The 18,639-nt window shown below is 51.7% G+C and carries 19 protein-coding genes; 7 read left to right on the top strand and 12 right to left on the bottom strand.

Features of this window, described 5'->3' with window-relative positions; genetic code table 11:
* Positions 1 to 197 precede the first annotated feature (197 nt).
* Positions 198 to 623 (bottom strand): transcriptional regulator MntR, encoded by a 426-nt coding sequence (mntR, locus tag O9139_RS32175; RefSeq protein WP_270885831.1) that lies wholly within the window; start codon positions 621 to 623, stop codon positions 198 to 200.
* Positions 624 to 788: 165 nt separating this feature from the next.
* Between mntR and splB the strand changes: the two genes are divergently transcribed.
* Positions 789 to 1,850, top strand: coding sequence for a spore photoproduct lyase (splB, locus tag O9139_RS32180; RefSeq protein ID WP_270885832.1), 1,062 nt, complete (start codon positions 789 to 791; stop codon positions 1,848 to 1,850).
* A gap of 11 nt (positions 1,851 to 1,861) precedes the next feature.
* On the opposite strand, the gene O9139_RS32185 is transcribed toward splB, so the two are convergent.
* The 7 genes from O9139_RS32185 to yidD all read right to left on the bottom strand — a co-directional run bounded on the left by O9139_RS32185 (position 1,862) and on the right by yidD (position 8,462).
* The gene (locus tag O9139_RS32185) at positions 1,862 to 2,581 is read right to left on the bottom strand and encodes a cytochrome c biogenesis CcdA family protein (protein ID WP_270885833.1); all 720 of its coding nucleotides are present in this window, start codon (positions 2,579 to 2,581) and stop codon (positions 1,862 to 1,864) included.
* Position 2,582: 1 nt separating this feature from the next.
* Positions 2,583 to 3,383, bottom strand: a complete 801-nt coding sequence (locus O9139_RS32190) for a metal ABC transporter permease (RefSeq protein ID WP_270885834.1) — start codon at positions 3,381 to 3,383, stop codon at positions 2,583 to 2,585.
* Positions 3,384 to 3,392: 9 nt separating this feature from the next.
* Positions 3,393 to 4,172 (bottom strand): metal ABC transporter ATP-binding protein, encoded by a 780-nt coding sequence (locus O9139_RS32195; RefSeq protein ID WP_270885835.1) that lies wholly within the window; start codon positions 4,170 to 4,172, stop codon positions 3,393 to 3,395.
* A gap of 53 nt (positions 4,173 to 4,225) precedes the next feature.
* Positions 4,226 to 5,143, bottom strand: coding sequence for a metal ABC transporter substrate-binding protein (locus O9139_RS32200; protein ID WP_270885836.1), 918 nt, complete (start codon positions 5,141 to 5,143; stop codon positions 4,226 to 4,228).
* A 193-nt stretch (positions 5,144 to 5,336) separates the two neighbouring features.
* Positions 5,337 to 5,804, bottom strand: a complete 468-nt coding sequence (locus O9139_RS32205; RefSeq protein WP_270885837.1) for a hypothetical protein — start codon at positions 5,802 to 5,804, stop codon at positions 5,337 to 5,339.
* Between the two features lie 48 nt (positions 5,805 to 5,852).
* Entirely contained in the window at positions 5,853 to 7,847 is a 1,995-nt protein-coding gene (gene metG / locus O9139_RS32210; RefSeq protein ID WP_270885838.1) for a methionine--tRNA ligase, read from the bottom strand.
* Positions 7,848 to 8,210: 363 nt separating this feature from the next.
* A complete protein-coding gene (gene yidD, locus O9139_RS32215; protein WP_270885839.1) occupies positions 8,211 to 8,462 on the bottom strand; it encodes a membrane protein insertion efficiency factor YidD in 252 nt (83 codons plus the stop codon).
* A gap of 199 nt (positions 8,463 to 8,661) precedes the next feature.
* On the opposite strand from yidD, the gene O9139_RS32220 reads away from it, so the two are divergent.
* Positions 8,662 to 8,997, top strand: coding sequence for an ArsR/SmtB family transcription factor (locus O9139_RS32220; RefSeq protein WP_270885840.1), 336 nt, complete (start codon positions 8,662 to 8,664; stop codon positions 8,995 to 8,997).
* Positions 8,987 to 9,385 carry an SRPBCC family protein gene (locus O9139_RS32225; protein WP_270885841.1) on the top strand — a complete coding sequence of 133 codons (399 nt, stop codon included), beginning with the start codon at positions 8,987 to 8,989 and terminating at the stop codon, positions 9,383 to 9,385. The genes O9139_RS32220 and O9139_RS32225 overlap by 11 nt, the downstream gene beginning before the upstream one ends.
* 202 nt (positions 9,386 to 9,587) lie before the next feature.
* Here the strand turns inward: O9139_RS32225 and thrC are convergent, their stop codons facing one another.
* A complete protein-coding gene (gene thrC, locus O9139_RS32230) occupies positions 9,588 to 10,868 on the bottom strand; it encodes a threonine synthase (RefSeq protein WP_270885842.1) in 1,281 nt (426 codons plus the stop codon).
* Positions 10,869 to 10,893: 25 nt separating this feature from the next.
* A complete protein-coding gene (locus O9139_RS32235; RefSeq protein WP_270885843.1) occupies positions 10,894 to 11,655 on the bottom strand; it encodes a DeoR/GlpR family DNA-binding transcription regulator in 762 nt (253 codons plus the stop codon).
* 160 nt (positions 11,656 to 11,815) lie between these two features.
* Between O9139_RS32235 and O9139_RS32240 the strand changes: the two genes are divergently transcribed.
* The 3 genes from O9139_RS32240 (at position 11,816) to O9139_RS32250 (ending at position 15,185) form a co-directional block, all read left to right on the top strand.
* Positions 11,816 to 12,457, top strand: coding sequence for a DsbA family oxidoreductase (locus O9139_RS32240; RefSeq protein ID WP_270885844.1), 642 nt, complete (start codon positions 11,816 to 11,818; stop codon positions 12,455 to 12,457).
* Positions 12,458 to 12,617: 160 nt separating this feature from the next.
* Positions 12,618 to 14,711, top strand: a complete 2,094-nt coding sequence (locus O9139_RS32245) for an LTA synthase family protein (RefSeq protein ID WP_270885845.1) — start codon at positions 12,618 to 12,620, stop codon at positions 14,709 to 14,711.
* 63 nt (positions 14,712 to 14,774) lie between these two features.
* Complete coding sequence (locus O9139_RS32250; RefSeq protein ID WP_270885846.1) at positions 14,775 to 15,185, top strand: YmaF family protein; 411 nt, start codon at positions 14,775 to 14,777, stop codon at positions 15,183 to 15,185.
* A 52-nt stretch (positions 15,186 to 15,237) separates the two neighbouring features.
* On the opposite strand, the gene O9139_RS32255 is transcribed toward O9139_RS32250, so the two are convergent.
* Together O9139_RS32255 and O9139_RS32260 are read right to left on the bottom strand one after the other, a co-directional pair.
* Entirely contained in the window at positions 15,238 to 16,215 is a 978-nt protein-coding gene (locus O9139_RS32255) for an aldose 1-epimerase (RefSeq protein ID WP_270885847.1), read from the bottom strand.
* The gene (locus tag O9139_RS32260) at positions 16,212 to 17,057 is read right to left on the bottom strand and encodes a CPBP family intramembrane glutamic endopeptidase (RefSeq protein WP_270885848.1); all 846 of its coding nucleotides are present in this window, start codon (positions 17,055 to 17,057) and stop codon (positions 16,212 to 16,214) included. Before O9139_RS32260 ends, O9139_RS32255 begins: the two co-directional genes overlap by 4 nt.
* 159 nt (positions 17,058 to 17,216) lie before the next feature.
* On the opposite strand from O9139_RS32260, the gene O9139_RS32265 reads away from it, so the two are divergent.
* On the top strand, positions 17,217 to 18,638 hold the full coding sequence (locus O9139_RS32265; RefSeq protein ID WP_270885849.1) for a sensor histidine kinase: 1,422 nt from the start codon (positions 17,217 to 17,219) through the stop codon (positions 18,636 to 18,638).
* Position 18,639 lies beyond the last annotated feature (1 nt).

Raw genomic sequence — 18,639 nt, forward strand, 5'->3', positions numbered from 1 at the left:
GCAGCATCCCCGACGCGCGTGCCCCCTTATGCAATTGGGCAAATCCGGACTACAGCTCAAGATGCCGGCAGACCGGACTCCATCCGCGATGGCGGTCAGCGCGAGGCAAGCTCTGTAGTCCGGTTTTGCCGGTAATGGAGAGATTGTTGGTCCGCGTAAACCAAGAAAAAAGGCTATCCCCCAAAGGGACAGCCTTTCTAGCTATCTGCATCCAAATCCTTCCGCACCAGGGCAAGATCGTCCATGCGGCCTGGCTCGCGGCGAAAGTATTCCAGTAACGTTTCAATACATGTGATGGAATCCCAGCTCAGATGATGCTCAATTCCTTCAACATCCTTATATATGTTGTCTTCATGAACGCCGATCAGGGTAAGAAACTCCTCGAGAAGTTGATGGCGGTCGACTAAGCGCTTACCCATCTTTTTCCCTTTGGATGTAAGCATCAAGCCGCGGTATTTTTCATAAACCAGATAATTGTCTTTATCCAGCTTTTGGATCATTTTCGTAACTGATGAGGGATGCACCTCAAGCCCTTCGGCAATGTCGGAGACACGAGCGTAGCCTTTCTCGTCAATGAGTTTGTAAATTCTCTCCAGATAGTCTTCCATGCTTGGCGTGGCCATTGCGATGTTTCCCCCTGCTTTCGTTGATTTCCGATCCATAGCTTAAACTATCATAATGCATGAACATAGACGCGGTCAAATCTCCCATGATTCAAGTTAAGTCCGCTTGGGACACTAAGAGTTATCGAGACTAAGCCACTAAATCGAGTCGAAAGGGAGATTGCCATGACTACGGAATTGCTGACACGGCCCGTGCCGAATACGGCGGTTTTTGTCCCGGAGCTTGTATATTTTGAGCCGGACGCCATGAATTATCCCAAAGGACAGCAGATTTACGAATGGGCCAAACAGCAAGGGCTGGAAATTCACATGACAACCTCGCACAACCAAATCCGCGATCTCCCTGGGGACACCGAGCTGGAGAAATACCGCATCGCCAAGCAAACCCTCGTTGTCGGGCTGCGCAAGACGCTGAAGTTTGACACTTCCAAGCCTTCGGCGGAATACGCCATTCCGATCGCAACAGGATGCATGGGCCACTGCCACTATTGCTATCTACAAACAACGCTAGGCGCAAAACCTTACATCCGTGTCTACGTCAATATGGACGATATCTTGGCCGCGGCGCAAAAATATATCGATGAACGCGCCCCGGAAATCACCCGTTTTGAGGCTGCGTGTACGTCCGATCCCGTTGGATTGGAGCATATATCCGGATCCTTGAAGCAGGTGATTGAATTTATGGGACAACAGCCGCTAGGCAGGCTGCGGTTCGTCACGAAGTTTCATCATGTCGATTCGCTGTTAGACGCGAACCATAACAAGCATACCCGCTTCCGCTTTAGTGTCAATGCGGATTATGTAATCAAAAACTTCGAGCCCGGCACTTCGCGTTTCCACGAGCGAATCGAAGCCGCTGGCAAAGTAGCGCGAGCCGGCTATCCGCTTGGATTCATCATTGCCCCAATCATATGGCATGAAGGATGGGAAGAAGGCTATGCGCGATTGCTTGAAAAGCTGCATGAACAGCTGCCGCAAGAGGCGGTGCAAGACTTGACATTTGAAATGATTCAGCACCGTTTCACCAAAACGGCCAAAAACGTCATTCAGAAGCGGTATCCCAAGACGAAGCTCGAAATGGACGAAGAGAAGCGCAAGTATAAGTGGGGACGTTGGGGGCAAGGCAAATACGTCTACCCTGACGATCAGGCTAACGCATTAAGGGAATTTATCACCGAACAAATCTTTGATAAATTCCCTGACGCGAAGATTGAATATTTTACGTAAGTGTTAAAATCTTAAAATTTCAACCAGTCGGGGGTAATCGTGTTAAGCCAAAGCGTAATCTGCGTCATTTTTCCAGTGTACAGCAGAATGGCGATTAGCACCATGAGCCCCCCGCCTATTTTCATCAAAGCATTTGAATAACGCAAAATCCAGCGCGTCGATCCGATGAAAAACGAGAGGACAAAAAATGGAATGGCAAATCCTAGCGAATACGCACTTGTCAGTTGGAACCAAGTACCTGGTTCTGTTGTAGCCAGTGCTAGAATAGCGGATAAAATCGGCCCGATGCACGGCGACCAGCCTGCGGCAAAGCCCATGCCGATCAGGATCGAACCGAGATAGCCAGCAGGTCTGAACTTCATCTGCAGCTTTCTTTCTTTCATCAGCCATTGCGGTTGAAAAATGCCAAGCAAGAACAAGCCCATAATAAATATTAATAGAGCAGCGATTTGACGCAGCAAATCGCGATATTCAACGAACATATTGCCTACGAATCCGGCCGTTAAGCCCAGCGCATAAAAAATAATCGAAAAACCTACGATAAAGCTTAACGTGTGCAGCATCGTCCGGCGGCGAACGTCAGCGGACGACTGTCCGGATTTTAACTCACTGACGGAAATGCCCGTTATGTACGAAAGATAGGACGGATATAATGGCAAACAGCAGGGCGAAATAAAAGATGCAATTCCCGCCCACAATGCGATCCATAAGTTGACGGAGCCGATTTCCATATCAGATTCTCAGACCTCTTTTCATGATTATTCCAATAAGCAGCGCAATCAATGTGAGAACAACCGTTCCCCCGGGCGCCAAATCCCATACTCCTGCCAAAATAAGTCCTATGATAACGGCAATTTCGGAGAAAAGCACGGCCAGAAACACCGAATGTTTAAAGCTGCGGGCAATGAGCAAGCTGCACGCCACCGGGATCGTCAACAGCGAGGAAACGAGCAGCGCGCCGACAATTTTGATCGCAACGGAGATCACGAGGGCAGTTAGCATCGTAATCATCATGTTGTAGTAACGCAGCGGAAGACCGCTTACACTCGCCGCATCCTCATCAAAGAACATGAGGAAAAATTCTTTAAAATGCAAAGCAATGACGCCAATAACTAGCAAGCTAACCCCGAAAACGACCCATAAATCCGTCGAATCCAACGTATATATGCTGCCAAATAAATAGCTCATGACGTTCATATTGAACCCTTTGCCTAGTGTAAACAGCAAAGTTGCTAGTGCGACACCGCCAGACATGATGATGGCAATGGAAAGCTCGGCATAAGTTTTATAGGCTTTGCGCAGCTTTTCGATGGCGAATGAAGCCAACAAAGCAAAGATAAGTCCTACACCCAACGGGTAAACATTAATTAAAAAACCGAGCGCGACGCCGGCGATCGAGATATGGGCAAGCGTGTCGCCGATCATCGACAACCGCCGAAGGACAAGAAAAACGCCCATCAAAGGCGCTGTAAGTCCGATGAGCAAGCCGCCGATCAAAGCCCGCTGAAAAAAATACTCCGTGAAAATATCCAATGTGTCCTCCTACTGAACGCCGATCATCTCCCGAATCTGGTCGAGCGAATGCGTCAAATTCGTCTCGCGGCAATCTTCGGGATCGTGGGTATGCTTAACATGAAATTTAATGCCGCCGCTTTGCTGCTGCGGCTCAGAACCGAGATACGATTTCATCATATCCATATCGTGGGACACCATGATGAACGTCATATGATGATGCTGGTGCATATGACGGATCATGCGGAAAAAGCCGGCTTGCGTTTCGGCGTCAATGCCGACGGTCGGCTCATCGAGAATGAGCAGTTCCGGATTGTTGACTATCGCCCGGGCGAGAAAAGCGCGCTGCTGCTGGCCACCCGACAGCTGGCCGATCTTGCGGTCGGCCAGATCCTCGATTCGCATCGCCATCATCGCATCTTCCGCCTTCTGCAGATCGTCTTTGGACAGCCTGCGGTAAATCCGCTTCTTACTGTACAAGCCCGACTGCACAATCTCTCGCACCGTTGCCGGGAATAACGGGTTAAACGCATTTTTCTGCGGAACGTAGCCGATCCGTTCCCAATCCTTGAACTGGCTGAGCGGCTGCTCGAACAGCCGAATTTCCCCTGCGGTCGGCTTGAGCAGACCGACGAGCATTTTGAGCAGCGTCGTTTTGCCGGCTCCGTTGGAGCCGATGACGCCGACAAAATCGCGTTCCAGCGCAGCAAAGCGCAGGTTCTCAATCACTTTTTTATGCTCATAGGAAAAAGAAACGTTATCTATCGAAACGATGCTGCGATGGCAAGATTGCAAGCTGCTATTCTCCATCTACGAAACTCCTAACTGTTTTGAGTAAAATCATATCTAAAGTCTTGTTACTGCTATTGTAAGGCTTTCACAAGATTTTTCAAATTATCGTCCATAATTGAAATATAATCTTTTCCGGCCTTTTCCTGCTCAGCCGTCAAGCCTTCCAACGGGTTCAAAACCATCGTGTCAACGTTCGCATCCTTAGCAAGCGTCTTGGCCAATTTATCGGACACCAGCTCTTCAAAGAAAATATATTTCAATTGATGCTCTTTAATGTACTGATTCATATTTTTCAAATCTTGCGCAGTCGGCTCCGCTTCCGGAGACAGCCCCATGATCGCTAATTGCGTAAGCCCGTAATCACGGCACATATAGGCAAAAGCTTGATGAGATACGGCGATTTCTTTTTTCGACGTCTTGGCAAGCTCTGTGCGGTAACGCACGTCCAAATCCTTCAATTTGGCAGCATACGCCTGATAGTTTTGCTCAAAAGCATCCTTATGCGCAGGATCTGCGGCAATCAGGGCATTTTTAATATTATTGGCCATTTTCACAGCGTTTAACGGACTGAGCCAAGCATGCGGATCATAAGCCTCTTTGCTATCCGATGTCTTTATTAAATCGCTGCCTTGGCTAGCTTCCACAACCTTAAGGGAAGAATCCTTGGGAATGGTCTGCAAAAAGTCTCCGACCCAACCCTCAAAACCTGCGCCTTGATACACAAACACTTGGGCATTGTTCATATTCTTGATGTCGCGGCTCTTAGGGGACCAGTCATGCGGCTCAACGCCGGCTGGCACCAAGTTAATGACGTTCACATATTCGCCGCCGATGTTGCGGGTAAAATCATAGAGCGGATAAAAGCTCGTGACGACATTCACTTTGCCCTCGATCAGCCCCGCTTTCGAGCCAGGCGCACTTCCGCAACCCGTTACAACGAATAGGAAAATAGCTAGTAAACCTATATAAATGAATCCTTTTTTGAACATTTTAGTCTCACCGTCACATTTCTAAATCGTAATTTTTTTTATTAACGACCTTGATTATACGAGTTAGGCTTCCAAAATGTCAACAGATAGGCGGATATTACGAGGGTCGAACAGGCTAGCTGGCAAAGGCCCAGAAAAAAGAAAATCATCCTGCTTGATTAGCAGGATGTCACTATGAGATGCGGCTAGACGATTAAGATTCCGATTTGCCTCCTCCTTGCTTTTTGGAGGAAGGTTTGCTGCTTGCTTTGGGCGATGCTGACGGTGAAGGTGAAGCTGAAGGCGAAGGCGAAGGAGAGGACTGCTTCTCGCTTTGCTCCTTCATTTTCTTATTCCGCTCCTCCGTTTGCTTGATCGCCTTCTTATCCTGCTCAATCTGATATTGAATGATTTCTTTATAAATGTTGTACTGCTTGTGCAGTTCCTGATCGATTATACTTGGCTTCGCCGTACTCTGCGCTTTCTGTTTGTTTGGGTCGGCCCCTTTCGTTTTGTCGGATTGGCCGCCACCGAACATGCCGCAGGCGGTGAGAAGAACGATTAGCCCGGCGATACCCACACATTTAAGGAACACCATTAGTCTCATGCGCTTCACCCCGTTGAGTTCTTTGTCCTTAGATTGCCCCAATATCGCGAAAAAACGCCGATCCAACTTCTTCATCCGATAAAAAAAACACCCCGATCTCTATGAGAATCGGGGTGTCTACAGTTATTTCACGATAGCGCCATTCGGCATACTGTCCGGCACCGTCGCCAGCGTTAATTGATCACCGTGCGAAGCGGCCAGGATCATACCTTGCGACAGCTCGCCGCGCAGCTTGGCGGGCTTCAAGTTCGTGACGCAAATCACTTTGCGTCCTTTGAGTTCCTCGGGCGAGTAAAACTTCGCGATGCCCGAGACGACTTGACGCTGCTCGTAGCCGAGGTCGAGCTGCAGCTTCAACAACTTATCCGCGCCTTTCACAGGCTCGGCTGCGATCACTTGCGCCACGCGCAGCTCCACCTTACCGAAATCGTCGATGCCGATTTCGTCTTTGGGCTCCGGCGCGGGCACAACTGCAGCAGCTTCAGCAGGCGCTGCTGCCGCACTCGCGGCGCTGCCGGCTTCGCCGCCGCTCATCGCCTGGACGATGTAGGCGACTTCCGCCGCGACGTCCAGGCGAGGGAACATCGGCTCTCCCTTCTGGACTTTCGTCCCCGCAGGGAGCAGCCCGAAGTCCTGCATGCTGGACCACTCGGTCAAACGCGGCAGATCTTCGGCAGCAAGGCCCAGCTGCTGCCAAATCAGTTGCGGCGTCTTCGTCAGGAACGGACGCAGCAGCACGGACGAGATGCGCTGGGACTCCGCCAGCACATACATCACGGAGCCAAGAGTTTCACGCTTGGCTTCATCTTTCACCATCGACCACGGCTGTGTCTCGTCGATGTATTTGTTCGTGCGGCTGATCAGCTGCCACACGGCCGACAGGGCGATGGAGAATTCCATCTTCTCCATCGCTTCCTCGTACTTCGCTACCGCAGCTCGGACAGTCTCCAAGAGACTGTCGTCGAATTCGGTAGCCCCCGGCACATAAGCGGGAATGCTGCCGGCAAAATACTTGTCGATCATGACGATCGTCCGGTTCAGCAAGTTCCCGAGGTCATTGGCGAGGTCGTGGTTGACCCGCTCGACAAAGCTTTCCGGCGTGAACGTACCATCAGCGCCGAACGGCACTTCGCGCATCAAGTAGTAACGCAGCGCGTCAAGTCCATAGCGGTCGATCAGGGTTACAGGATCGACGACGTTGCCTTTGGACTTCGACATTTTGCCGTCCTTCATGAGCAGCCAGCCGTGGGCGAACACTTTTTTCGGCAGTGGCAGATCCAGCGCCATGAGCATGATCGGCCAATAAATCGTATGGAAACGGACGATTTCTTTACTCATCAAATGCACATCGGCTGGCCAATATTTGCGGAACGTGCTCTCATCGTCCGAACCGTAGCCAAGCGCCGTAATATAGTTGGACAGCGCATCAATCCACACATAGATGACATGTTTAGCGTCACCAGGAACTTTGATGCCCCAATCAAACGTCGTGCGGGAAACCGCCAAATCTTCCAGACCCGGCTTGATGAAGTTGTTCAGCATTTCATTTTTACGGGATTCCGGCTGAATGAACTCTGGATTTTCCTCGTAATACTGGACCAAACGGTCAACATATTTGCTCATACGGAAGAAGTACGTCTCTTCCTTCATTTTCTCCACGGGACGTCCGCAGTCCGGACATTTGCCGTCAACCAGTTTGCTTTCCGGGAAAAAGGCTTCGTCCGGTACACAGTACCAGCCTTCATATTCGCCTAGATAAATGTCGCCTTGATCCAGCAGGCGCTGGAATATCTTCTGCACCGAATTTTTGTGGCGGTCTTCTGTCGTCCGAATGAAATCGTTGTAGCTGATGTCCAGCTTCGCCCAAAGATCTTTAATTCCGGCCACGATGCCGTCCACGAATTGCTGTGGCGTCGTGCCTTTTTCCTGAGCTTTGCGCTCGATCTTTTGCCCATGCTCATCGGTTCCGGTCAAGTACATTACATCGAAGCCGCGCAGCCTTTTGTAACGGGACATGACATCGCCGGCTACCGTTGAGTAAGCATGGCCGATGTGCAGCTTATCGCTGGGATAGTAGATCGGCGTAGTGATGTAAAATGTTTTCGATTGAGTGGACATTTCATATTCCTCCTGTTTGGTTTTGTAAATAACACAAAAAGCCCTCATCCATCTTGGGACGAGAGCTGAACTCACGCGGTACCACCCAGGTTCCCCCGCCTTTCACAAGATCGGGGCTCAGTAAGTCGTTGCGACTTGCCCATTAACGCTGGGACACGAAGCCAGCTTACTCCCATGTCCGCATAGGCGGCTGAATGGGCAGCTCGAAGGCTTATTCTCCAGGACCATCTTCCAAACCTGCTCCTATACCGGCTTTCACCTAACCCGGCTCTCTGTTCATAGGCCTCCGCTTGTACTTATCCGTTCATCGAATCCATATTCTTAGTGCTTTAAGAAAAATATAGCGAAAAAGGAAGCGCCATGTCAAGCGAGGCGGTCACTTTTGGGCGAACCGGATGCCGGTGGCACGTGATCGATCCCTCCGGGATGAAACGGATGGCATTTGCAAATCCGTTTCACCGTGAGCCACGAACCTTTGACCGGGCCATGCAGTTCAAGGGCTTCCAGTGCATACTGCGAGCAAGTCGGGTAAAACCGGCACGTCGGCGGCTTCAAAGGCGAAATAAACTTCCGATAAAAATGGATCGGTACTTGGAGCGTTTTCCTGAGCTTCATCGTCCGCGGCCCTTCCTTTCTAACTGCCTGCTCTCATCATGCCTGAAAAAGCAAACAGCGTCAACTTGGCTGGGCGAGTGGTAAGTTGGACTCGCTGATGAAGTTACTCACCGCATTGCGGTTGACAGCGGCTATACGATATTCTACACTGACCATGACACTGAATGGTGTCCCATTTGAATGTTAGGGATAGATGATCGTGAGCGATTCTAATCAGACACGAGATGTGTACGATGCCATTGCCGACCCGACTCGGCGCCAGCTCCTTCGGTTATTGGCAGATCGGGACGAGATCCCGCTGCATGAATTGACAAGCCAGTTCGACATGGGCCGGACCGCGGTCTCCAAGCATTTGGGCATCTTGAAGGAAGCCGGTCTTGTCATCGACCGAAAAGTCGGGCGGGAAACCCGTTATTCGCTGAATGCGGCGCCGCTGAGAGAAATTCAAGATTGGGTTTCGTTTTACAGCAAGTTCTGGAGAGACAGAATGGTACTTTTAAACCAACTTTTGCAGGAGGAACAAAATGAGCCATAGCGTAGCACTCGATTTTCAATTTGCAAGTCCGATTGAAAAGGTATGGAAAGCTTTAACTGACTCGTCGACTTTGGCGAAATGGGTGATGGCTAATGATTTCAAACCGGAAGTCGGCCATAAATTTCAGTTCCGCACAGAACCATCGCAATGGTGGAACGGCATCATCGACTGTGAGGTGCTGGAACTTGAGGAGCCGCATAAGCTATCGTACTCCTGGGTCAGCGGCGGAGAAAACACGGTCATCACATGGACATTGAAGCATGAGGACGGCACGACTTACCTGCATCTGGATCAAACCGGCTTTAGCGCAGCGAAACCTGCTGCCGAAGGCGCGAAACACGGCTGGACGCGAATGTCCGGAGAGCTTGGGAAATTGCTCGCGCAGTAGAAGCGACTGAGGCCTCGGGCGCAAGAGCGCAGCTGAGGGCAGCTGGGCGCGGCTGGGGCGTTTATCCTGCAATTCTGGCAGGATATTGAGCAGATCGGCTCCGTTTCGGGTGCCATCCTGCATGTTATGGCATGATATTACGCGATTTTCGGCCAGAAGGTCCGGTTTTCGTGTAAAATCATGCCTTTTTTACAGGATGAGTCTAGGCGAAGCCGCGCAGATGAGCCCCGACGTCCTCGCGTGTCAACGAAGACGTCTGCAAGGCATTGCGATGCGCGGCATCCGGCCACTTGCCATCCAAGTGGTACTCCCGCAGCGCATCGGTGTCTTTGAGCAGATGGCCGGTGAGGATGCACACGGCCGTCTCATCGCGGTCCGCATCCCCGTCGCGGACCAGCTTGCGCAGCCCGGCAAGCGCTGCCGCCGATGCCGGCTCACAGCCGATGCCGCTGCGGTCGATGACCGCCTTGGCATCGAGAATTTCGGCGTCGCTGACGCTCAGCGTCACGCCGCCGGTCTCTTCCAGCACTCGCCGCGCTTTGCGCCAGCTTGGCGGGTTGCCGATGTTAAGGGCAGAGGCCCGGGTGTACGGCGCACGCTCCGGCGTGAGCGTCTCCGCTCCCTCTGCCATCATGCGGTGGAAGGGACTCGCCCCTTCCGCCTGAACCACCGCGACGCGCGGCAACCGCTCGATGAAACCGAGCGTCTTCAGGTCGCGAAGCCCTTTGCCGAGCGCTGTCGCATTGCTCAGCGCACCGCCTGGCAGCACGATCCAGTCCGGCAGCTGCCAATTGAACGATTGAGCAATCTCGTAGACGATGCTCTTCTGCCCTTCAATCCGCAGCGGATTGATCGAGTTGCAGACGTAGAGCCCCAGCGCTTCCGCATGCTTTTCCAAAAACAAAATACCGTCATCATATGTTCCCGCAAAACGGATGACCTTGGAGCCATACGATAAAGTTTGCAGCACTTTGTTCAAGGATATATCTTTATCCGGCACGAAAACACAGGACGTATCGCCCGCAAAAGCTGCATACATCGCCAGGGAAGCGGATGTATTGCCAGTCGAGGTGCAGGCAAATTTGTTATAGCCAAGGGAGCGACCGTGCGAGACCGCTACGGTCATGCCGTTATCTTTGAAGGAGCCGCTCGGATTCTCGCTCTGAGCCTTGAACCACAGCCCCCTCAGGCCGCCAAACCGCTGAAGCGGTTCGGAAGCGGCATAAAGCCCCGTATTGCCCTCGTATTTGGTGCATATCGCTGACTCCGCAATTTCCGGAGCGATAAGCTCTTTATACCGCCATACGCCTGATGCATAGATGCTCATGCGCTCAGCCAGTCTAGCGGCAAACACCCGCTTTAGCTGCTCCGCATCCACTTTTGCAAAATCATGAACGACCTCTAATAAACCACCGCATGCGCATTGATACACAAATGTCCCTTCAGGCAGCTGTTCGCCGCATGCACTGCATACGAATTTCATCCGTCTTCTCCTCCATTTCCTTTTGTCAGGCTTTTACAAAAAATATTCCTTTCTTCGTCCATTTGTTTTCCAACGCATCAGGGATTCCATTCGTTACGACCGTATGCACGGCGTCGATCCGGCACACATTGTACACGTCACGTTTGCCCCAGTCTTTTTCATCGACAATGATAACGGTCAACTCCGATTGCTGCATCGCCGCCAGCTTGATCGCCAAGCTTTCCTGCAGTCCGGTTGTCAGCTTGCCGTCGTCCGCCACACCGGCAGGTTTGAGAAAACATTTGTCAAAGTTCATCTGGTGCAGCATCTGAATCGTAAACGGCCCGTAACAAGCTTCATCCTGCTTATGAACACTGCCCCCAAGCTGAATGAGATTCACTTTGTGAACGAGTACAGGCAGGCCGTGAATGCTGTTCGTCACCACCGTGACATCCGGCAGCTGGCCCAGCTCATCAAACATGAAATGCGTGTAGCTGGACGATTCGATAAAAACGGTATCACCCGGCTGAATGAGCGCGACCGCCGACCGGGCAAGCGGCCTCTTCCGATCCGGCTCCCCGCGGTCCCGGTACGGTACAAAGCCGGATACGCGGCCTGTAGGCACAGCGCCGCCGTGAGCTTTTTGCAGCAATCCGCGTTGTTCCAAGGCACGCAAGTCTTTGCGAATCGAATCTTCTGTCACCTCAAACAAGGCTGCTAATTGCTTGACCTCGACTCGGCCGTCTCTGGCCAGCATGGCGACAATTTCGTTGCGGCGTTCTTCACTGAATAATCCCATCTTGCTCATCCGTCAATCATGGCTCCATTCAAAATAAATTATCATTTGTTATTATTTATAATTATATTTTATTATTTATTATTATTCAATATTCATTTCCGCAAAAGTGCTGTAATCATATATAATGCATTTGATATAACTAATTTTAAAAAAGGAGCTTACTTTCTATATGATGATCGAAATTTTTCAGGACGTCGTTTGCCCGTGGTGCCGGATCGGCAAAGCCAACTTAATGGCTGCGCTGGCGCAATTCACCGATGAGCCGGTTGAAGTCCACTATCGCGCCTTCCAGTTAGATCCCACCACACCTGTGGAAGGCCTACAGTTCCGTGAAATGATGCGCTCCAAAATGCACGCTAGCGACGATCAACTGAGCGGCATGTTCGGGCAGGTTACACAAGCCGGCCAGGCGGCAGGCCTGCACTTCGACTTCTCCAAAGTCGAATATATGCCGAACACGCTGCGTGCCCATCAATTGATCGCGATTGCTCCTGAAGCAAGTAAACAGCGGTTGGTCGATGCGCTGTTCAAGGCGTATTTCGAAGACGGTCTCGATGTGGGGAACGTAGAGGTCCTGCTCGATATTGCCGAATCGCAAGGAATGGATCGCGCCAAGACAGCTGCTAGCCTGCAAGCGAAGGAAGGCTTGGAGCAAGTCGAGGACGATTTGGAGTTCGCCCGCGGGGCTGGCGTGAGCGGTGTTCCGTTCTTTGTCGTTAACCGGAAGTATGCCCTGACTGGCGCTCAACCTCCGGCAACGTTCCTGCAGGCGCTGCAGCAAATTAGCGCCGAGCAGGACAACGCGGAATAACCATACATGAGGTCACGAAAAAAGACGGCATCTACTCGCAAACAAATGAGTAGGCATCGTCTTTTTTCCATTCCGTTAGGTCTATCCCCTCTTCCCTCTTTACTCTATTTATAAGATAATAGACTAATGAAATTAGATCTTACTGAACAGGAGCATTTTGATGCAGACATGTTTACTCATCCTCAAACGCTTGCCTACCCGTATAGTAATTGTCATCCTGCCATTCTTACTGATGGCGATGGTCGAATTTCTAGAGCGGGGCAATGTGCAAGATTTGTACACGTGGGTGCTCCATCACCCCCTTTCCATGGTGCTCGCCTACTTTGTCGTTGGCGCACTGTATTTGTTCCTCATCGCTGTGACAGGTCGAAGCCGGCTCGCTTTCTGGGTGCTGTGTGTCCTGCTGCTGCCTCTGGGCGCGATTAGCGGCAGCAAGCTTCAAGCAATTGGGTCCCCCTACTATCCGTGGGACTTGTATTTCAACAATCAGCTCGTCGAATACCGCCGTTTTTTAAGCGCTTACCTGAATCTGCGCATCATTGTCACCATTGCAGCTTGCCTGCTTGTTGTCGCGGTCTTGTTTTACGTCTTCATGCGCAAGCGCCCAACCCGCTTCCACCCTGTAGAACGCGGACTTTATGGCATCATCGCCATCGTGCTCATGTGCAGCCTTTATATGGACAAGCCGATCCCGTTCATGAACATGTATGGCCTGTACACCGTACCTTGGGATCAAACGATTACATATGACGAGAATGGGTATTTGTTCTCTTCCGTACAAATGCTCGGCTTCCTGAAAGTAGCCAAACCTGACGGGTACAGTGAGAAGGCCGTTGCGAATGTCATGAGTCATATCCCGCAGCAGCCTGCGACAGCGGCAGATCAGAAAAAGCCGAATATCATCGTCATGCTGAGCGAATCTTTCTGGGACCCGACCATCATGAAAAACATTCATTTCAGCGAGGATCCGATCCCTTTTCTGCACAACTTGCAAAAAACGTATACAAGCGGCTGGATGCTCTCTCCACAGTTCGGAGGCAGTACGGCAAATGTCGAGTTTGAGGTGCTCTCCAGCAACTCGATGCGCTTCTTTGGCCAGTCGCCTGACAAAATTTTGCCCTACATCGAGTATATGAACCATGGCGTCGATTCGTTGGCCAGCATCACGACTAGGCAGGGCTATCAAGCAACAGCGATAAATCCTTTTTTCAGCTGGTTTTTTGACAGCAGAAAAGTGTATAAGCATTTCGGTTTCTCACGCTTTATTTCCAGCGAGTTTTTCCCCAATGATTTCGAAGGGCCGAACTATGCAGATCGCGCAGTTGCCAAAAAAATTATCGCGGAAACAGAGAAGAGCCCGGGACCGGATTTTGTTTTTGCCAATACGATGGAAAACCATCATCCTTATACACCTGGGAAATTCAGTAAAAACACCATCGAAGTGAACGGTGACATTTCCTCGCAATCCAAGGGGATTTTGGAAACGTACGCGCAAGGCATCAAAGACGCTGATCTCTGTTTGCGCACATTGGTCGAGTACTATTCCAAGCAATCGCAACCGACGATTATTTTATTTTTCGGCGATCATTTACCGTTTTTTGAGGACGATTATAAAGTATACCGCGATGCCAAATATGTCCTACCGAACGATCCGGACTTATATACGAAGACGCACTACACACCGTTTGTGATTTGGAACAACTTCCTGCCGGCTGATCAGGAGAAACCGGATATGAAGATCGATCCTTCCTTCCTCGGGCCCAAACTGCTGCATATGGCAGGGGTGCAAGGCAGCTATTATACGGACTATTTGTACGAGCTATCGCAAAAAATCCCGGTCATCCCTCCACAAAACATGTGGGAGCAGTACCATATCAAAGAATCCGATCTACACGATTATGAGCTGCTGCAATATGACAATTTGTTTGGCGGGCGGTACGGGTACGCAGCCAAGGGATTCAAGGACACCATTGTCCAGCCATCGTACACCTTGGGGTACGGCGACCCAGTCATCAATAATGTCAGTGTTCAGGACAAAAAGCTGCGCATCGAAGGATCTAACTTTTTCTCCTCCTGCAGTGTGTACATCGACGGCGCAGAGCTGAAATCCAGCTTTGACGGTGGGAATACGCTTTATGCCGATATCCCGGATGGCCTTGATCTGGCCTCGAAGCCGGCGCATCAAATCGAAGTGCGCATTTACGACGATAAGAAAATGAAGATCGGCCAATCGAATCTCTTCCCGCTTCCATAGGCATGACCCAAGCCCCCTTTCGAATAGGATGAAACCAGATTCCTTCGAAGAGGGGGTTTGTCTATGTTCTGCCTGCTTCCGCCTGCTCAACCGGTGATGCCTGTTCCTCCGGCGCATGTTCATTTTTTTAAGGCCATCACAAGCCAAACGTTAAAACATCATCATATGATCCGATTGTATACGTTCAACAATAATGGAACCGCTTATGACGGGCACGTCCATCAATTTCAAGGCATTACAGGCATTGTTTACGGCCATTATCATAACTTTTACGGGATAACCGGTCCTCCGATCCCGCTTGCTAATGGCAATCACTACCATCTTCTGGAGGGCATTGTCGAACTGAACGCCTATAACACGTCCAGGGGTCATAACTTGATGATCTCGGCTGCCCAAGAAGGCTTGATCCGCGAGTGGCATCAGCATGAATATTCCGGCTATTCCACAGTTGGATTTGGCTATGAGCGAGAATGAAAAAGAGCCAAAGCAGCAGGTAAACCACCTGTCGCCTTGGCTCTTGCTTAAATTACTGCTTATCCACGCGGATCGACCATGCGAATGAGAACGATTCACCTGGCGCAATCCCTTGTGCCCCCGACTGTGCAGCCGGATAAGGCTCATTGAACACGTTCATTATCGCCGTGTACGGCTCCAGCGAAACGGCATTCGACCACGGCGCGGTGAAGAGGACATGGATGGGGAACTGACTTCCCATGTCATAGACCAGCTTGGTCCCTCTAGCCTCGTACTGCAGCTCACACACCTGCGCTCCCGGCTCGACCGAGAGCAGCTGCGAGCCGCCCGGGTACCCCGGCAGCTCTGTCACCGGCGCACCCTGTTTCATCGCCGCAAGCAGCGGCGACGGCCCGGGACCAGCCGCTGCAAAGCCTTCCTCCGTCAGCGGCCACTCCGCTGCTGCCGGAATCACGACCCGGACGCGGTCCGCTTCCTCCTTCGCGAAGGCGAAGTAAGGATGGAAGCCCAGCGCGAACGGCATCGTCTGCGAGCTGCGGTTGAGCACCTCGCCGCTCAAAGACAGCGTACCGTCCTGCAGCCGGTACGTGAAGCGGAAGCTGGCGGCGTGCGGAAAGTACGCCAGCATGTCCGGGTGCTCCGCGAAGTCCATCTCCGCGGAGACAAAAGCACCGCCAGCGGCGTCCGCACCGCTGGCGACGACCTTCCACGGCCGCTCGCGCAGCTCGCCGTGGGCGTGGTGCGGCTCCCGGTTCATCGGGAGCCGATATTCGCGGCCTTCGAAAGTGAAGGCCGCATGTTTGACGCGCCCCGGCGGGAACAGAATCGGCACGCCATAGCGCGACGATTGTTCACGCAGCGTGGCCAGGCTGTCCGGCTTCGCGATGTAGCCGGCGCCGCGCACGTCGAAGCGGAACAGATGGAAGCCGACGGACGGAATGATTTCCGCCGTCGCTTCATGCTCATGGTCGATGAGCCGGATTGTCGGCGTTCCGTCCCATTCGCTTGGCAAAACTTCATATGTATTCATGTCAGCACATTCCTTTCCTTCAGCGGATATTTCTTATGATACATGGTGATCATGCCAATTCCCAGCAGCAGAACGATCGTGGTGGCGAGACTTCCCTCGGCGCCGAATGAGCCGCCGGACAGGATGGCAGGTCCCGTCTGTTCGATGCTCAGCAGGGAAGCGACCTGCGTACCCGAAACGTCAAAGCCGTACACATTTCCTTGCAGGAAGTTCCATGACAAATGCATACCGATGGGCATCCATAGGCTGCCGGAAAGTTCTCTGCTTACACCGAACAGCAATCCTGCAAGCAGCAGGTTCATAATGGGCAGAGGCGTCGTCCACATCCCCGGATTAAAGCTATGCAAGAAGGCGAAGAAAATCGTGGACACTGTGACACCTGCCACAACCCCGAACCGGGCTCGAATCAGACCCTGCAAATAGCCGCGGGCAAACATCTCTTCATTGACGGCAACGGCGATGAAGAGCAAGAAGCCCCAAATCATTTCCTGGGCAATAGCCGCATGTAACGGCACAGTCGACAGCTTGACGCCGCCAAGCGCCCAAATGAAAGCGCAGCTGAGCGTAATGAAAAGCGCTCCTGCTGCAATCCCTTCAGCGATATGCCTTGCGAATCGGTGATCCCGAAAGCCCATGAACCAGCCCTTTTTTCGTTCGAAAATGGCAAATGCAAGCCATACCCCGGCGATAAAGCCAATCATTTGCGCCCACAGCGCCGCTTTCACAAAAAAAGGATCGCTCGCTACAGCATGGATGCTCACTTCCAAGGCTGGCTGCCGCAAAACAGCGATCACAGCCGCCGCGACGGAAAGTATAATCGTAATTATAACGATCATCAGCATACACAGGATGAACTTCCCCACTATGGCCAAAATGGAAATCAACGTCTTTCTGCGTCCTTCGATGCGATTCGCCTCCTCTCTCCTTCACACTATTCGTGCAAAGCCCCCCATTTCCTGCCTATTTCCAATCGATTTCCACCTCATTCACGCAGGACGCACTTGTGCAAAAGTGCGCGCCATGACACAATGGAGAAAAATGCTGCTACGGAGGCGTACAACGCCATGCTGTTCGTACTATTTGCCTTAACGCTGATCGGATTAATGCTCTTTCTGATCGATCCCAAATCCGGCACGATGCGCTGGATCAGCGCAGTCGCCTTCACCGGAGCCTTTGGCGCGCTAGCCGCCGTATTATCGGACGATATCATCCCCTATTTGCAAAACGCCGCTATGAATCCTACGCTTATCGGCGTATTCTATCACATCCAGGCTGCTTGCTCCCTGCTGTCTTATTATGGGTTGCCTTATGCGTTCGCCATGCTCGCATTGCGGTATAACAGCGCCTGGACGAACGATTCAACCCGGTTTTACTTGCCAGTCATTTTGCTGCTGCCTGCGCTCGCCTGCCTCTTGTTCACGCCAGGCTACAATGAGGTGACACCGATTACGTTTCCCGTTGTAGCCAGTTGGGCTGTGCCTTATATCATCGGGGGCGCGATCTTAATCGCCATCAAAAAAGAGCGGCTGCCAGCCATGAGACGGACGCACCTGTTCACATGCCTCTCGGTGCTGCCGCCGGTCATTTGCTTCGCCGTCTTGAACTACGTGATGCCGAGCCTCGGCTATTACCGCATGTGGGTATACCATACATGGATTCTCGCTATCGTCATTCCTTTTTTCATGTATACCCTGTTCACCTACGGTATCCTTGGTATTCGCCTCATGATCGAGCGACGCAAGCTGGACTCCACGCTGCGCGCCATTACGTCGGGGACGGCTATTCTCAACCATGCCATCAAGAACGATGTCGGCAAAATGCGGCTTTTTCTTGAAAAAATGCAGCAATACGCCATCGAAACGAATCAGCAGGAGCTGCTGCAGGATCTCGGCGTCGTGATGAAAGCGTCGGGCCATATTCGCGAGATGATCGGCCGGGTACATGAGCAGACGCAGGAGCTGCCTATTCAAGCAACGCTTGTCCCTCTGGGTGAGCTGCTCCAAGAAGTCATCCCGGCTCTTGAACCTTTTCTCAGCGGTATCCGTCTGCACATGAATGTCCCGGAATCGCTCGTACTTAATGTTGATCGAATTCAAATGACGGAAACGTTGACGAACGTGCTGATGAATGCGGTTGAAGCGATGCCGCGTGGCGGCGAATTGACGGTGAAAACCTTTTTTAATAAAAAAAATGTCGTCCTCGAAGTGCGCGATACTGGTGGGGGTATGGACAAAGCGACACTGAAATTGGCGTTGGAACCGTTCTATACAACCAAAAGCGGAGGCCGCAGCAACTTTGGCCTTGGCCTCGCCTATTGTTACAGCGTGATGAAAAAACACGGGGGGATGCTGGAGCTGGCTAGCAGACCTGGCGAAGGGACGAGCGTCTATTTAACTTTTCCGGGCTACCGACTACAACCATAAA

Source organism: Paenibacillus aestuarii, assembly GCF_027789125.1.
Classification (GTDB): Bacteria; Bacillota; Bacilli; order Paenibacillales; family NBRC-103111; genus Paenibacillus_E; species Paenibacillus_E aestuarii.

What these genes read in the sequence shown, in the direction of transcription:
- mntR (WP_270885831.1), bottom strand. Translation starts at nt 623, where the DNA reads ATGGCCACGCCAAGCATGGAAGACTATCTGGAGAGAATTTACAAACTC.
- O9139_RS32255 (WP_270885847.1), bottom strand. Translation starts at nt 16,215, where the DNA reads ATGAATACATATGAAGTTTTGCCAAGCGAATGGGACGGAACGCCGACA.
- O9139_RS32240 (WP_270885844.1), top strand. Translation starts at nt 11,816, where the DNA reads ATGATGATCGAAATTTTTCAGGACGTCGTTTGCCCGTGGTGCCGGATC.
- O9139_RS32185 (WP_270885833.1), bottom strand. Translation starts at nt 2,581, where the DNA reads ATGGAAATCGGCTCCGTCAACTTATGGATCGCATTGTGGGCGGGAATT.
- O9139_RS32235 (WP_270885843.1), bottom strand. Translation starts at nt 11,655, where the DNA reads ATGAGCAAGATGGGATTATTCAGTGAAGAACGCCGCAACGAAATTGTC.
- yidD (WP_270885839.1), bottom strand. Translation starts at nt 8,462, where the DNA reads ATGAAGCTCAGGAAAACGCTCCAAGTACCGATCCATTTTTATCGGAAG.
- O9139_RS32260 (WP_270885848.1), bottom strand. Translation starts at nt 17,057, where the DNA reads ATGCTGATGATCGTTATAATTACGATTATACTTTCCGTCGCGGCGGCT.
- O9139_RS32205 (WP_270885837.1), bottom strand. Translation starts at nt 5,804, where the DNA reads ATGAAGAAGTTGGATCGGCGTTTTTTCGCGATATTGGGGCAATCTAAG.
- O9139_RS32195 (WP_270885835.1), bottom strand. Translation starts at nt 4,172, where the DNA reads ATGGAGAATAGCAGCTTGCAATCTTGCCATCGCAGCATCGTTTCGATA.
- thrC (WP_270885842.1), bottom strand. Translation starts at nt 10,868, where the DNA reads ATGAAATTCGTATGCAGTGCATGCGGCGAACAGCTGCCTGAAGGGACA.
- O9139_RS32245 (WP_270885845.1), top strand. Translation starts at nt 12,618, where the DNA reads ATGCAGACATGTTTACTCATCCTCAAACGCTTGCCTACCCGTATAGTA.
- O9139_RS32250 (WP_270885846.1), top strand. Translation starts at nt 14,775, where the DNA reads ATGTTCTGCCTGCTTCCGCCTGCTCAACCGGTGATGCCTGTTCCTCCG.
- O9139_RS32200 (WP_270885836.1), bottom strand. Translation starts at nt 5,143, where the DNA reads ATGTTCAAAAAAGGATTCATTTATATAGGTTTACTAGCTATTTTCCTA.
- metG (WP_270885838.1), bottom strand. Translation starts at nt 7,847, where the DNA reads ATGTCCACTCAATCGAAAACATTTTACATCACTACGCCGATCTACTAT.
- splB (WP_270885832.1), top strand. Translation starts at nt 789, where the DNA reads ATGACTACGGAATTGCTGACACGGCCCGTGCCGAATACGGCGGTTTTT.
- O9139_RS32225 (WP_270885841.1), top strand. Translation starts at nt 8,987, where the DNA reads ATGAGCCATAGCGTAGCACTCGATTTTCAATTTGCAAGTCCGATTGAA.